Source organism: Nonomuraea thailandensis (assembly GCF_024172165.1).
GTDB classification, from domain to species: Bacteria; Actinomycetota; Actinomycetes; order Streptosporangiales; family Streptosporangiaceae; genus Nonomuraea; species Nonomuraea thailandensis.
The window spans coordinates 11,481,794-11,496,760 of sequence record NZ_JAMZEB010000002.1; the positions used below are offsets into that span (position 1 = coordinate 11,481,794).

The 14,967-nt window shown below is 71.9% G+C and carries 11 protein-coding genes; 9 read left to right on the top strand and 2 right to left on the bottom strand.

The genetic code is table 11. The features are described 5' to 3' along the window. Position 1 precedes the first annotated feature (1 nt). Entirely contained in the window at positions 2-967 is a 966-nt protein-coding gene (locus tag HD597_RS57515) for a 4-hydroxy-3-methylbut-2-enyl diphosphate reductase (protein ID WP_253757140.1), read from the top strand. Positions 968-969: 2 nt separating this feature from the next. Here HD597_RS57515 and HD597_RS57520 read toward each other — a convergent pair whose 3' ends face one another. Further along, positions 970-1,482 (bottom strand): DUF6542 domain-containing protein, encoded by a 513-nt coding sequence (locus tag HD597_RS57520; protein WP_253757142.1) that lies wholly within the window; start codon positions 1,480-1,482, stop codon positions 970-972. Positions 1,483-1,496: 14 nt separating this feature from the next. Beyond that, positions 1,497-2,753, bottom strand: coding sequence for a DNA recombination protein RmuC (locus tag HD597_RS57525; RefSeq protein ID WP_253757144.1), 1,257 nt, complete (start codon positions 2,751-2,753; stop codon positions 1,497-1,499). A gap of 95 nt (positions 2,754-2,848) precedes the next feature. Here HD597_RS57525 and HD597_RS57530 point away from each other — a divergent pair, with 95 nt between their 5' ends. The 8 genes from HD597_RS57530 to HD597_RS57565 all read left to right on the top strand — a co-directional run bounded on the left by HD597_RS57530 (position 2,849) and on the right by HD597_RS57565 (position 14,965). Beyond that, complete coding sequence (locus HD597_RS57530; RefSeq protein WP_253757146.1) at positions 2,849-3,565, top strand: hypothetical protein; 717 nt, start codon at positions 2,849-2,851, stop codon at positions 3,563-3,565. Between the two features lie 11 nt (positions 3,566-3,576). Beyond that, positions 3,577-4,653, top strand: coding sequence for a redox-regulated ATPase YchF (gene ychF, locus HD597_RS57535; RefSeq protein ID WP_253757148.1), 1,077 nt, complete (start codon positions 3,577-3,579; stop codon positions 4,651-4,653). A gap of 216 nt (positions 4,654-4,869) precedes the next feature. Beyond that, entirely contained in the window at positions 4,870-5,169 is a 300-nt protein-coding gene (locus tag HD597_RS57540; protein ID WP_253757150.1) for a hypothetical protein, read from the top strand. A 627-nt stretch (positions 5,170-5,796) separates the two neighbouring features. Then, the gene (locus HD597_RS57545; RefSeq protein WP_253757152.1) at positions 5,797-6,516 is read left to right on the top strand and encodes a conjugal transfer protein; all 720 of its coding nucleotides are present in this window, start codon (positions 5,797-5,799) and stop codon (positions 6,514-6,516) included. A gap of 63 nt (positions 6,517-6,579) precedes the next feature. Next, positions 6,580-6,849 carry a hypothetical protein gene (locus HD597_RS57550; protein ID WP_253759922.1) on the top strand — a complete coding sequence of 90 codons (270 nt, stop codon included), beginning with the start codon at positions 6,580-6,582 and terminating at the stop codon, positions 6,847-6,849. Positions 6,850-6,903: 54 nt separating this feature from the next. After that, positions 6,904-10,062 carry a TcpE family conjugal transfer membrane protein gene (locus HD597_RS57555; protein ID WP_253757154.1) on the top strand — a complete coding sequence of 1,053 codons (3,159 nt, stop codon included), beginning with the start codon at positions 6,904-6,906 and terminating at the stop codon, positions 10,060-10,062. Between the two features lie 47 nt (positions 10,063-10,109). Continuing rightward, a complete protein-coding gene (locus tag HD597_RS57560) occupies positions 10,110-12,587 on the top strand; it encodes an ATP-binding protein (RefSeq protein WP_253757156.1) in 2,478 nt (825 codons plus the stop codon). Continuing rightward, positions 12,584-14,965 carry a type IV secretion system protein gene (locus tag HD597_RS57565; protein ID WP_253757158.1) on the top strand — a complete coding sequence of 794 codons (2,382 nt, stop codon included), beginning with the start codon at positions 12,584-12,586 and terminating at the stop codon, positions 14,963-14,965. Before HD597_RS57560 ends, HD597_RS57565 begins: the two co-directional genes overlap by 4 nt. The last annotated feature ends 2 nt before the right edge of the window (positions 14,966-14,967 follow it).

Sequence of the window (14,967 nt, forward strand, 5' to 3'; positions counted from 1 at the left end):
TATGGAGCCCCAGACCCCCTCTTCCCGCCGAGTCCTCGTAGCCAAGCCACGGGGTTACTGCGCCGGAGTCGATCGAGCCGTGGTAGCGGTCGAGAAGGCTCTGGAGCAGTACGGCGCACCTGTTTACGTCCGCAAGCAGATCGTCCACAACACGCATGTCGTGAAGACGCTCGAGGCCAGGGGCGCCATCTTCGTCGACGAGACCGAGGAGGTGCCGGAGGGCGAGATCGTGGTCTTCTCCGCCCACGGCGTCTCGCCGGCCGTGCACGAGGAGGCCAGGCAGCGCAACCTGCGCACCATCGACGCCACCTGCCCGCTGGTGACGAAGGTGCACAACGAGGCCAAGCGGTTCGCGGCCAAGGACTACGACATCCTGCTCATCGGGCACGAGGGGCACGAGGAGGTCGAGGGCACCTCCGGTGAGGCCCCCGACCACATCCAGCTCGTCGACGGGCTCGACGCGGTCGACAAGGTGCAGGTCAAGGACCCGAGCAGGCTGGTGTGGCTGTCGCAGACCACGCTCTCGGTCGACGAGACCACCGAGACCGTGGCCCGGCTCAAGGAGCGCTTCCCCACGCTGATCGACCCGCCCAGCGACGACATCTGCTACGCCACCCAGAACCGCCAGGTCGCGGTCAAGGAGATCGCCGCAGAGTCGCAGCTCGTCATCGTGGTCGGCTCCGAGAACTCCTCCAACTCCAAGCGGCTGGTCGAGGTGGCCAAGGACTACGGCGCGCAGGAGTCGTACCTGGTGGACAACGCCGACTTCATCCGCGACGAGTGGCTCGACGGCGTCACCACGGTCGGCGTCACCAGCGGCGCCTCGGTGCCGGAAGAGCTGGTCGAGGAGGTGCTGGCGAAGCTGGCCCGGCACGGGTTCGGCGACGTGACGGAGGTGGAGCCGGTGCAGGAGAGCATGCGCTTCGCCCTGCCCCACGAGCTGCGCAAGGACCTGCGCGCCTCCTGACCTCAGTCCTCGCCGCGCGGGGTCCCGTACACCTTGGGCTCGAAGTACCCTTCGGGCTCCGGCACGAACGGCTGGCGCGGGCGCGACACCTCCGCGCCCGCCTTCAGCTCCTCCCGCAGCTCCCGCACGTTGTCACGGAGCCCCCGCCGCCACGCGATGCCCAGCACCAGGGCCGAGCCCGCGAACAGCCACGGCGCCCCCTGCGTCATCGACGTGTAGAGGCCCAGCGCCAGCGACTGCACGATCGACACCGAGCCGAACGCCCGCCCCAGCTCCACGAAGAGCGTGGCGCAGAAGAACACCAGCGGCGGCGTCACCACCAGCGACAGCAGCTCGCGCCGGTTGACCAGCACCACGCCGAGCACGCTGGCCAGCAGGAACGCCGCGCCCACGATCTGGTCCACGCCGAACACGGCCGTCAGCACGTAGCCCGCCAGGGTGGCCACCAGGGCGAGCGCGATGGCGCCGCGCGCCGTCAGCTTGACGGCAGAGCGCCTGCCCTTCTCACCTGCCACTGGCCCACCCCCATTTACTGCGACCCGCCTGCCAACTTACCGTTCGCGTGGGTTATCAGAGATGAGGTTTCGAGCAGTTCGGGGGAGGCCAGCGGCCTGGGCAGCCCTTCGAGCATCTCGGGCGCGTCCAGCTCGCCGTCCACGACGCCGAGATCGTGCAACTTGCGCGCCGTGACCAGGACGCGGCTTTCGAGCGATCCGACCGACTTGTTGTACGCCTCCACGGCCCGCGTCAGCGCCCTGCCCAGCGACTCGACGTTCCTGCCCAGGGACGACAGCCGCTCGTACAGCTCCTTGCCCAGCTCGAACACCGCCCGCGCGTTCTCGCTCAGCGCGGCCTGCTGCCAGGCGTAGTGCGCGGTGCGCAGCATCGTGATCAGCGTCGTGGGGGTGGCGATGTGCACGCGCCGCGTCATCGCGTACTCCAGCAGCCCGGGGTCGCGTTCGAGCGCCGGCGCGAGGAACGCCTCCCCGGGGATGAACAGCACCACGAACTCCGGCGACGGGTTGAACCCCTGCCAGTACGCCTTGGCCGCCAGCCGGTCGATGTGCTCGCGCACGTGCCTGGCGTGCGCGTCCAGGCGCACGGTGGCCAGCGACTCGTCGGACGCCTCGGCGGCCTCCAGGTAGGCGGCCAGCGAGACCTTGGAGTCGACCACGATGTTCTTGCCCCCGGCGAGCCTGACGACCATGTCGGGCCGCATGGAGCCCTCGGTGACCTGCTCGTCGAAGTCGCAGTAGCGCTGCATGCCGGCGATCTCCGCGACCCTGCGCAGCTGCAGCTCGCCCCACCGGCCGCGGGCCTCGGGCCGCTGCAGCGCCCTGACCAGGGCGGTGGTCTGGGAGCGGAGCTGCTCGTTGCTCTGGCGGACGAACTCCATCTGCTTGGCCAGCTCGGCCCGCGCCGCCCGCTGCCCGGACTCGGTGTCGCGCAGCTGCGACTCGACCCGGGCCAGCGCGTCCTTCAGCGGCTCGACCAGGTGCTCGACGGCCTGCTTGCGCTGCTCGAGATCGCCGGCCGCCTCCGCGCGGGTGGCCGCCAGCCTGGTCTCGGCCAGCTCCAGGAAGCGCACGTTGTTGACGTCGAGCGCGCGCGTGGACAGCGCCTGGAACCGCTCGGCGAGCTGCTCCTCGACGTAGACCAGCTTCTCGGCCGCCGACCTGGCGCGCGCGTCGGCCTCGGCCACCCGCACCGCCGCCCTGGTCCTGGCCACCAGGAACCCGACGAGCAGACCGACGGCGAGACCGATGAGAAGCGACACGACGTCCACCCCAGCGATGATCCCAGGATGCGGGGCACGATTCTTCCCGACACGCTTGGGCGTTCCGCTTGTGCGCCTCATCACCCGTCACGCACAGTACTGGGATGGATACGGTACCGAAGCTCGCCGTCGCGGGCGTCGCCGTGGCGGCGGCCCTGGTCGCGCTGGCCGGCGCGGTCATCGCGGGCTCGGGGAAGGCGGCGCAGCCGCGCCCGGTGCTGCGCTGGACACCCGGGGCGTGCGTCACCGGCACGCTGGCGCTGACGGCGTGCAACGGCGGCGACTCCGAGGTGGTGGCCATGGCCTCCGACCCTCCGGCGCCCGGCGAATGCCCGGAGGACACCGACGAGGTCCTGCGGGTCGGCGCGGGCCGTACGGCGTGCGTGCGCAACTTCCTGGAGCCGCATCCCGGCGCCCCCGGGGGAGGCGGCGGCCTGCTCAGGCCGGGCGACTGCGTCACCCTGGACGGCCGCGAGCGGGCCTGCGCCCGGCCCGGCTGGTACGGCAGGGCGCTCGCCCTCACCGCCGAGCCCTCCGCCTGCCCCGACGGCACCCTCGACACCCTGGAGGGCGACTCCCGGGTCATCTGCCTCGGCCGGGGCGGCCAGGTGCTCGACCGCGGCGCCTGCGTGGCCGAGCCCGCCACCGACGTGATCGCCCGCTCGGCCGTCACCCGGCTGCCCTGCGACTCCCCGCACGCCTGGGCCAGGGTGGTGTCGTTCGAGGTCACGCCCGCGCGCTGCCCGCCCGGCTCGCGCCGCTACCTGCGCGCCGACGAGGGCTACCGTCCGGTGACCTGTCTGTACGTTCTCAGCAAGTAAACTCGCTGTCCGTGAGTCTCTCCATCGGCATCGTCGGCCTGCCCAACGTCGGTAAGTCCACGCTCTTCAACGCGCTGACCAAGACCGGCAACGCGCTCGCGGCGAATTACCCGTTCGCCACCATCGAGCCCAACGTGGGCATCGTCGGCGTGCCCGACGACCGGCTGCCCGTGCTGGCCGAGATCTTCGGCTCGGCCCGCATCCTGCCCGCCAAGGTCGAGTTCGTGGACATCGCGGGCCTGGTCAAGGGCGCCTCGGAGGGGCAGGGCAGGGGCAACCAGTTCCTCGCCAACATCCGCGACACCGATGCGATCTGCCAGGTCATCCGCGTCTTCAGCGACCCCGACGTGACGCACGTCGACGGCGAGATCTCCCCGAAGCGCGACATCGAGACGATCAACACCGAGCTGATCATGGCGGACCTGCAGACGGTCGAGAAGGCCGTCCCGCGCCTGCAGAAGGAGGCGCGCAACAACAAGGACAAGAAGGCCGCGCTGGAGGCCGCCGAGGCCGCCCTGGCCGTCCTGGAGACCGGCAAGACCGTCTTCGAGAGCGGCCTCGACCGCGAGGAGCTGCGCGAGCTGCACCTGCTCACGGCCAAGCCGTTCCTGTACGTGTTCAACCTCGACGCCGACGAGCTGACCGACGCCGCGCTCAGGGAGCAGCTCTCGACGCTGGTGGCCCCGGCCGAGGCCGTGTTCCTCGACGCCAAGATCGAGTCGGAGCTGGTGGAGCTCGACGAGGAGGAGGCGCTGGAGCTGCTGCAGTCGGTGGGCCAGGAGGAGTCGGGCCTGCGCCAGCTCGCCAGGGTCGGCTTCGAGACGCTGGGCCTGCAGACGTACCTGACGGCCGGGCCGAAGGAGACCAGGGCCTGGACGATCCGCAAGGGCGCCACCGCGCCCGAGGCGGCGGGCGTCATCCACACCGACTTCCAGCGCGGCTTCATCAAGGCCGAGGTCGTCTCCTTCGACGACCTGGTGGAGGTCGGCTCCATCGCCGGCGCCCGTTCGGCGGGCAAGGCGCGCATCGAGGGCAAGGACTACGTGATGCGCGACGGCGACGTCGTGGAGTTCCGCTTCAACGTCTGACGGCTTCAACGTCTGACGGCTTCGACGGCACGGCGCTCACGTAGCGCGAGACTTCGCTACGGTAGGTTACCGACGGCGGCCGACGGCGATGCCCCCAAGACGTCTGGTGTCCCTGGAACGACCAGACGTTTGTTCCAGGGATAACTGATGCGTCAACCACTTTGGGCCCCCGCGCGTCGAATCGTCACGGCGTTCACGCTGAATCGGGAGGCCCTCATGTTCCGTCGCATCATCAGGAAGCGGCGCTCGGCGCCCACGCTCGCGGGCATCAGCCTCGAGGAGGAGCTGGCCCTCATCCGGGTCGAGCTCATGTACGGCCTGCGCGTCAACCGCGAGGCGTATCTCCGCAGGAAGGTGGACGAGCGCGTCGAGATGACCACGCGCATGCGCGAGCGCGAGCCCGCCGAGATGCTGGCCGATCTCCGGGGCTCGCTGGAGCGCTCGGTGCGGCCGACGGTCGTGGACCTCCACAGCAGGCGTCAGGCGCGCACGAGCCAGGATCCCGAGCCCGCCTGACGGTCGGTCGCTGGTTCCGACCCATGCCGATTCCGCAGGTCGAGACAGGTCCATGCCTGTTTTGGACAGGAATCCGTGGCCGCCGCGCTATGCGATTTTAGGCGTCTGGCCTGGTCAAAAGGCGATTCCAACGGGAACTGACAGGAATCGGCACTGTGGCCTGTCATGCGGGCCCGGTTTGCCGGTGGGGAGGGTCATGCCGCAGCATGGGCGTGGCTTTCTCGGAACAATGGCGGAGACCGGATAGGGTGACTACTTCACCGCGGATGATGGGGATCGGCAACGGACGACACCGCGCCAGCCGGGGGGATCGGCGCGAGCGGAGGCGTGATGGCTCGTAGGTCTACCGTCCAGCACGATCCTCGGATCGCTGACGGGCCCGGGCTTTCCGCAACCCTGGACACGGCCGACTTCGAGGCGCCGCCGCCCCGCAGGCCGCGGCGCGGCGGCTGGTCGGGTGGCGGCGGACGATGGCTGGTGTGGACCGGCCGCATCATTCTCTGGGCGCTTATCGTGGTTATCGTGGTGAATGGGATTCGTGCCCCATTTGAGCGGTTTACCCAGCAAGAGCCTGCTTCGTCCAATGTTGCCGCGCAGGCCGACAAGGGATTCCCCACGGACGGCGGCATGGCGTTCGCCGCCCAGTTCGCTGGGGTTTATCTGAATTTCAGCCCGGAAGACGCGGCCAGCAGGTCGAGCAAGCTCGCGGCGTTCCTCGCCGAGGGCATGGACCCGCAGATGGGCTGGGACGGCTACGGCAAGCTGGCGGCCGTCGCCGTCCAGCCGTACGACATCGAGGCGAGCGACGCCCGCAACGCCGTGGTCAGCGTGGCGTTCCAGTCGGGCCCGCGCCGGATGCTGCTGTCGGTGCCGATCTACTACTCCGGCGACGACGCCGGACGGCGCTTCGTCGTGGCGGGCCGCCCGGCGATCCTGCCCGCACCGGCCCCGGCCGACCTCCCCCAGGTGGCCGCGCCCGAGTCCGACGACGCGGCGGCCGCCGAGCTCAAGCCCCAGCTGGAGGGCTTCTTCAAGGAGTACGCGTCCGGCGACGCCGCCGGGCTGCAGCGCTACGTCGCCGCCGGCAAGAGCCTGCCCAGCTTCGGCGGCGCGTTCAGCTTCTCGCAGCTCAAGGAAGTCGTGGTGCCTGTGGGGGGTGCCACCAGAGAGATCCAGGCGGTCGTGGTGTGGGCCGTGCCCAGCGGCGACGCCCCGCCCACTCCCAACGCCACCGACCCGGCGGCGGTAGGCGGGACGCTGGAGCAGGTCTACCGCCTGACCGTGGAAAAGCAGGGCGACAAGTGGTTCGTCGCCGACATCCGCGGTGGCGGCCGCGTCGTTGGATAGAGGCACGGCCACGCCGCTGATCGGTACCCCCCGGGAGGACAAGAAGTGACCTTGAAGACCGTAATGCTCACCTTGATCGAGATGTCGCCGACACCGACGCCGGTGTCCACCGGCATCGACACCGGAGGGCTCGCCAACTTCCTGCGCGCGTTCTTCGCCCCGTTGTTCCTCGTCGTCGTCTCCGTGGTCGCGCTCTTCTTCCTCTTCACCCGCGAGATCACACGTTTCGTGCAGTTCCTGATCCTGGCCGTGGCCATCGGAGTGATCTTCTACGTCCCCAACATCATCGAGGTGACAGCGCGGGCGATCGCGGGCGCACTGGGCATCCAATGAGGGTTGAGACCGCTTCGCGGCGGTCATGAACGAGCGGGTGGAGAGGAGGACCGTGTGGACCTGCCCACGTATACGAACATCTGGCGGATAGAGAAGCGGCTGTACAAGCTGTACGACCTACGGCTGCCGATGCCGCTGCCCATCGTCTGGATCGGCGTGTTCGTCGGGGTGTTCGTCCCGTGGTCGCTCCTGCTGGTCCTGGTGGGCGTGCCGGTGCAGATGCCCTGGCACGTGCTGTTCCTGGTGCCGCCGGGCATCGTGACGTGGTTGTCCACCCGTCCGGTCATCGAGGGCAAGCGGCTCACCGAGCTGCTCGAGTCCCAGCTCCGCTACCTGGGCCAGCCGAAGGCGTGGTACCGCATGGCGCCCAGCTCGGAGCCCGAGACCGTCACCTTCTCCGGCCGCGTCTGGCGCACCGGCCCCGCCCGGGCCAAGTCGAAGGCGCCGCGCAAGGCCCGCCAGTCGCAGCGCGGGCGCGAGGGCCAGCGGCTCACCGGGCCCCGCCAGGTCCGTCCCGCTGTCGCCGCCGCCGCTGCCGCCGCCTCCCAGGCTCCCGTCGCCGAGCCGCCCTCCCGTACGGGCTGGGGCAGCCGCCGCGGCACCGCGCCCGCCCTCAAGGGCCGGGTACGCCAGGGAGCCGCGTCCCCGGCACCTGGAGCCACGGCCGGGCCGGCATGGCGCGAGAAGGGGGTCTCAGGCGGCTCTGGGCGGCGTCCGGAGCGGCCGGTGTCGCTCCTGGAGGAGGCCGTGGGCGCGGGGCCCGACTACGCGGGCATGGACCCCGCGCCGGAGCCTCCCGCGATCGAGACCGCGAGCGGCATCGCCGGCGTGCGGGGTGACGAGGCCGCGGACGGCGCTCGCGGGCATGCGCGGGGTTCGGTCGTCGAGCAGGAAGCGGCGGTGGCTCCGGGCTCGGAGCCTCTGGGCGCGCATGAGGATCCGGACGCGCATGAGGGTCTGGACGCGTACGGGGCTCGGGACGCGCACGGAGCTCGGGACACGCATGGGGATCCGGGCGCGCACGGGGAGATGAGCGCGGAGGCGGTGGCGGCGCGCGAGGCGAGTGTGCCGATCAAGACGACCGAGAGCCGCAAGCCCGCCGCGGGCAAGCCCATCGACACCGAGGCGCTGCGGAGGTTGCGGCGGCTCGCGGCCAGCGCCGACGCGCCCGCCGACGCTCCCGGCCGCGCCTCGGCCGTGGGACGCGGGGGGGCTGAGCGGGGCGAGGACGATGTCGCCAGGGACCAGCACAGGAAGGGGCAGCCGCCGCGGCTGGCCCAGCCGGGGCTGGTGCTGCCCGGCACCCGGCGGGTCTGGCCCCCGCTCAACCCGAACGCCAAGCCGCTGCCCCGCCCGGCCGCCCAGAGTGCGTCGGAGGTCCGCGCGGACACCCCTGCGGACCTCGGTGAGGCCGGCGACGACCGCACGCCCGGATCCGTTGCGGCGGAGACGGCCGCGAGCGATGTGCCGGCTGTGAGCGATGCGACTGTCGCGAGCGATGCGCCCGGCGCGGGGGATGGCTCGGGTCATGTGCCCGACGCGGGCGTTGCGGCGGGCCCGGGTGACGCGGCCGAGGCGATCGGCGCGGTCGCTGGGACGCCCGATGTCCAGCACGCCCAGCCGCAGGACGCCGTGCCAGAGACGCCCGCCGAGGTCCAGGCTGCTGCCGGGCACGATGGCGGCGCGCAGGGGCCGCAACCAGTGAGGGCCGACGAGGGCGTCGCGGCGACCGGCGACGGCAGCGAGACGGTGGCGCGCGAGAGCGCCGCGACGGTGGCCGGCGACGGCAGCGAGACGGCGGCGAGCGATGGCGACGCGCCGGTGAGCGGCCGCGGTGCCGCGTCGGCGGAGGTCGGCGTCGCGCCGGCGGCCGAGGGACCCCCCGCGGTGCCCGAGCACAGGGCGCCCACGATGGGCGAGCGCGAGGCGGCCCACGAGGGCACGAGCGTCACCGGCCGGCGTGAGGCGGCGAATGCCCGAGGTGCGGCGATGCCGACCGGTCGCGCGACGCAGCACCCGGGCGGCGGGGCGCAGGAGCCAGGCCCGACCCGGCACCCGGGCATGGCACAGGAGCCAGGCGGTCAAGCGGCCCAGCACGCGGGCGCGGCGCAGGAGCCGGGCGGTCGCGTGGCGCAGGAGCCGGGCGGCTCGGTGCAGGGGGCGCGGGAGGCCGGCGGCGAGCGGAGTGGCGGGGCGCGGGGTGGGAGGCCCGGGGAGGGCGTGGCGCCCGTGCCCGTGCCGAGGCCGGGTGAGGGCCGGGTGCGCAGGGTCGAGTCCGTGGTGGGCAGGGACTCCGGCGGCTGGCGCCGCATCGCGCAGGTCGTCGTGGGCGGCGGCGGGGTGCGTACCGACGGGTCGGAGATCGACGAGGCGCGGGCCAGGGCCGTCTTCGCGGGCGGCCGGCGGATCGTCGTGCTGGGCTGCACCGGCGGAGCCGGGCAGACCACGACGGCGCTCATGCTGGGCCACACCTTCGCCCAGGTACGCGACGACAGGGTCGTGGCCGTCGACGCCAACACCGGCGGCGGCACGCTGACCAGCAAGATCGAGCCGGAGACCCCCGAGACCCTGACGTCACTGCTGTCGGGACTCGACCGGGTCAGCGGCTATCTCACCATGCGGGGTTACACGACGCGGACCGCCTCCGGCCTGGAGGTGATCAGCGCGGACACCGACGCGGGCGCCGAGCAGCGCCTCGCGGACCGGTCCTTCTTCTCCGACCATCGGCTCGGCGAATCCATGCGCCTGCTCGACCGCCACTACAAGCTGGCCGTCATCGACCCGGCCGCCGCCCTGGCGGCCAGGTTGCTGCCGTACGCGGACCAGCTCGTCCTGGTGGTTCCGGCGAGCGAGGAGGCGCCCGAGGCGGTGGCGATGACGTACGAGTGGCTCGACGGGCACGGCTGCGCGGAGCTGCGCAGGCGGGCGGTGATGGTGGTCAACGGCGTCAGCAGGCGCTCGATGACCGACGTCGAGCAGGCGGAGTCGGTGGCCAGAGGCAGGTGCCGGGCCATCGTCAGGGTCCCCTGGGAGGACGATCTGGCGCCGGGCGGCGCCGAGACCGTGGATCCAGGGCAGTTGCGCGCGGCCGGGCGGCGGGCGTATCTCGCCCTCGCCGGTGTGGTGGTCGCGGGCTTCGCGGCACAGACCGTACGGACGAGCGAAGAGGAGTTGGCGAGTGACCCCCCGGGCACGAGAATCGGTGAGCGATAAGTGAACAAGCGAGCAGGTCTGGCCCGTTCATGCGCCGAGGGGGCGGCATGAGCAGGGCGTCCCGAGCGCACCAGCGCCTCGCGGTCCGCTACTTCGACGACCGCATCCTGCTCACGGACACCTGCGCATGGGCGTACTTCCGGCTTCCGACGGTCAGCTACGAGTTCGTCACGCCGGAGGAGCGCGAGGCGCTGGCCACCAACATCACGATCGCGCTGGCGGCGATCAGGATGCCCGACGCCGAGGTCCACCTGAGGGTGGCGCACCGCACGTACCCCGCCGCGGAGTGGGCCATGGCGCTGAACGCCACGTCCGACGAGGGGCCCGGCTGGCGCGACTACCTGGAGGAGATGTACCGGCACGTCTGGGCCAAGGACTTCTGGAGCAAGGAGGTCTACCTGGGCGTGAGGCTCGGCCCGCGCGGCAAGCAGCTCGGCAGCGGCGTGCTGTCCCAGCTCCTCGGCTTCTACCAGAAGACGGAGAAGGCGCTGGGCATGGAGGACGACCACGTGCCCGACAGCGAGGTCGGACGGTGGACCGAGCAGGCCGAACGGCTCGGCAGGGCGCTCGCGTCGAGCGCCCTGTACGCCCGTCACGCCACCTCGACCGAGGTGGCGTGGTTGTTCCAGCACGCGGCCGCCGGCTCGGTGGGCGATCCGGCGCCGTCGGCGAGCCCGCGCAGGCGCTGGGGCAGGGGAGAGATCGAGTCGCTGGTGGAGGGCGAGATCCACAACGGCAGGTCGCTGCTGCGGATCGTGCAGCCCCAGGGCGACTCGTACGTGGCCTACCTGTCGTTCGCGCGGTTCCCCGACCTGATGCCGTTCCCCGACGGCGAGCCGTGGCTGCACTTCGCCGACCAGCTGCCGTTCCCGGTGGAGATCTCCTCGCGGATGCGGCTGATCCCGCCGGTCAAGGCGTCCAAGGACGTGGCGCGCAAGCTGGCGCACGCCCGCGACATGGACCACCACATCCGGGAGGCGGGCGCGGAGGCGCCGCTGGCGCTGGCCGAGCAGATCGACGCGGCCCGCATGCTGGAGCACGGCATCACCAAGGAACGGCTGCCCTTCGTGTACGGCTGGCACCGCCTGATCGTCTCGGCCCCCACCGAGGACATCTGCGTGCAGCGGGTGGAGGCGGTGGTCGAGCACTACCGCGACATGGGCATCGACGTGGTGAACTCGACCGGCGACCAGTTCTCGCTGTTCTGCGAGTCGCTGCCGGGCGAGAAGGTGCGCCTGAACGCCTACGCCCAGCGCCAGCCGCTGCGTACGATCGCGGGCGGCATGGCCACGGCCACGGTCGATCTGGGCGACCGGCTCGACGACGGCAGCGAGGGCTGGCTGGGCCCGTACATCGGCGAGACCGTCGGCAGGGCGCGCAGCATCGTGCACTTCGACCCGCTGGTGGCGGCCACCCGCAACCGGCCGACCGCCATCGCGATCACCGGCGAGCCGGGCGGCGGCAAGACCACGCTCGCGCTGCTGATGATCTACCAGATGGCGTTGCGCGGCGTGACGGTCGCGGTGATCGACCCGAAGGGCGACGCCGAGTCGCTGGTGCAGCTCCTGGAGAAGCGCGGGCGCAAGGCCCGGGTGATCCCGCTCGGCTCGGCCGCGCCGGGCCTGCTGGACCCGTTCTCGTTCGGCGACGACATCGCGGCGAAGAAGACGATGGCGACCGAGACGCTGCGGCTGCTGCTGCCCCGCATGTCGGAGGAGCGCGAGTCGGCGATGATCCAGGCGGTGGCGGCGGTGTCCAACGGCGAGGACCCCTCGCTGGGCAAGGTCGTGGACTTCCTGGAGCAGGCCGACGACCCGGCCTCGAAGAACCTCGGCGCGGTGCTGCGCTCGATGTCGGAGATGCACCTGGCCAGGCTCTGCTTCGACCCGTCGGGCGGCGACCAGGTCGACACCGAGGGGTGGACGACCGTGTTCACGCTGGGCGGCCTGACGCTGCCCGACGTGACCACGGGCAGAGAGGACTACTCCTACGAGCAGCGGCTGTCGGTGGCCCTGCTCTACCTGGTGTCGCAGTTCGCGCGCAGGCTGATGAACGGCCTCGACCGGCGCGCCCCCAAGGCGATCTTCCTGGACGAGGCGTGGGCGATCACCTCCACGCCCGAGGGCGCCAAGCTGGTGCCCGAGGTCAGCCGGATGGGCCGCTCCCGCAACACCGCTCTGGTGCTGGTCTCGCAGAACGCGGGAGACCTGCTCAACGAGCAGGTGACCAACTGCCTGTCGTCCGTGTTCGCGTTCAGGTCCACCGAACGGGTGGAGGTGGACCACGTCATGTCCCTGCTCGGGGTGGAGTCGTCGGAGGAGCACAAGGCCGTGCTGCGTTCGCTGGGCAACGGCGAATGCGTATTCCGCGATCTGGATGGCAGGGCGGGCCGGATCGGAGTAGACCTGATCTCCGAGGAACTTCTTCGCTGGCTCGACACGAACCCGACGCACGACAAACCCGGCGTCGCCGGGCATGATGATCATCAAGGGGGCGTGGGCAGGGCGCAGGAGGTACGGTCATGAAGATCCGGCTATCCCGACGACTGGCGCTCGTGCTCGCGCTCGTCGGCGCAGTCCTGGCGGTGCCGCTCGTGCTGGGCGCCACCACCACTCCGGTCGCGGCGGCTCCCTGCGACCTGTCGGGCCCGCTCTCGCCCGAGATGGTCGGCAGCGGCGTCGACGGCCTCATCCAGCCGCCGGCCACCGCGGACGCCCCGCCGGCGCCGACCACCAACTACACGCAGTTCGGCATGAGCGGCCAGTTCTGGCACACGCACGAGCTGACCTGCTCCGACTACGTGGCCGTGCTCGGCAACATGTGGGCCAACGGCATCTTCACCGCGGCCAAGGCGGTCGACCGGCTGACGATCACCACGTACCAGGCGGCGGCGACAGAAGGGCCGCTCCAGTCCATCAAGGACGTGGTCGACGACATCGTCACGAACCTGTCCAACGCCATGTACTGGCCGTACCTCCGCCCGATCGTCATCCTCGGCGCCATCTGGCTGGCCTGGTACGGGCTGATCCGCAAGCGCGCCACCACGACCGCGGAAGGCGTCATCTGGATGGTGCTGGCGGTCACCGTGGCGGTCTGGTTCTTCAGCCGTCCCGGCGACTTCACCGGCCTGGGCAAGGTCGTCACGGACAAGACGGGCGAGGTGGTCAACTCCGCCTTCTCCGGCCTGCCCGGCGCGGGCGGCGCGTCCTGCCTGCCACCGCCCGGCAACGCCAACCCGCAGGTCACGACCGGCGGGTACGCCCAGAGCGGCACGCCGGGCGTGGACCAGAACGCCGACGCGCTGTGGTCCACCCTGGTCTGCAAGCCATGGCTGGTGGGCCTGTTCGGCACCTCCGACCCGCAGCAGCCGATCGTGCGCGACTGGGGCCGCAAGGTGCTGGAGATGCAGTCGGTGCCGCCGCCACAGGCCGGCCAGCCGGCCCCTGACGTGGGGGCCAGGCAGTCGGAGTACGCCTCGCTGGCCGACAAGCTCAGGAACGACCCCCGCTACGCGACCTTCTCGGGCCGTGACTGGTCGAACCGGCTCGGAGTGGCCGTCGGAGCGTTCATCGCGGCCATCGTCGCGGGCCTGCTCATCTTCCTCGTGGCGGTCTCGCTGCTGGTACTGAAGGTGGGCTTCCTGCTGTTGCTCATCCTCGGGCCGATCTTCCTGCTGATCGGCGTGCATCCGGGCAGCGGCCGGATCGTCGCCATGCGCTGGGTGGAGATGCTCATCGGCACGCTGCTGCGGCAGGCCGTGCTGACGGTCGTGCTCAGCGTGCTCGTGTACGGGTACGCGCTGATCATCTCGACGGCCATGCCATGGGGCATGCAGGTGCTGTTCATGGCGCTGCTGACGATCGCGGTGTTCTTCTATCGGCGGCCGTTCCAGCACCTGTTCGCCTCGATGAGCGGCCACACGGTCACCACCCGCATGCTCGGCGAGGCCGCGAGCTCGTCCGTGCTCGAACGGTCGGCGGGCGCGTTGCCGCCGGTCGCCTCGGCCAGGATCGGCCGCTGGGGGCTGCGCAAGGCCGAGCCGCTCATCAGGGCGGCGAGCGCGGCCAACCCGGCGGGCGCTGCGGCGTCGGCGGCGGCCGGGCAGGTGCGCGTGCGCGGCGAGGAAGGGGAGGGCGCCGCTTCGGGCACCCGCATCCCCGCCACGGCGGCTCCGCTCGACACCGACCAGCAGGGCGGCAAGGCGGCCGGCCGGGCCACGCTCGAACCGCGCAGGGGCACCGCGCCCCCGCTGAACCTGAACGGCACGCCGGCCCGCACCCGCGGCGGATCGGCGGGCGGCCCCAGGGTGGGCACGGCCTCCCCGACGGGCGGCTCAGGCGGCGCGGGCTCCAGTGGCTCGGGCTCGGGCGGTTCGAGCTCGGGCGGTTCGGGCTCCGCCGGCGGCTGGTTCGGCGGGGCGTCCGGCGGCGGCTGGGCCCGGCGCGGCGGTTCCGGCGGCTCGGCGGGCGGCACGCGTGGCACGGGCGCGCGCACCTCGCGCTTCGGCGGCTCCACGAGCTCCGGCGGCACGCGCTCCGGTGGCTCCCGCGCGGGCGGCACCCGCTCGCGCGGCGGCTCGGGTGGTGGTGGCGGCCTGTTCGGCGGCGGCTCGGGCGGCTCGGGTGGCGGCCTGTTCGGTGGCGGCGGCTCGCGCAGGTCCGGCGGCTCGGGCGGCTCGAACGGCTCGCGCGGCGGCCTGTTCGGCGGCTCGGGCAACGGAGGGTCCAGGTCAGGTGGCGGCACCTCGCCCGGCCCCCGGATCTTCGGCTCCGACGAGCCGTCGTCCCGCGCCTCCGAGGCGCCCCCGCTCTGGCTGCGCAGCAGCCGCAACGGCGGTGGCTCCGGCGGTGACAGCCCCGACGTGCCCTTCTGGCTCAAGCCGAACAACCCGGACAAGGACTGAAC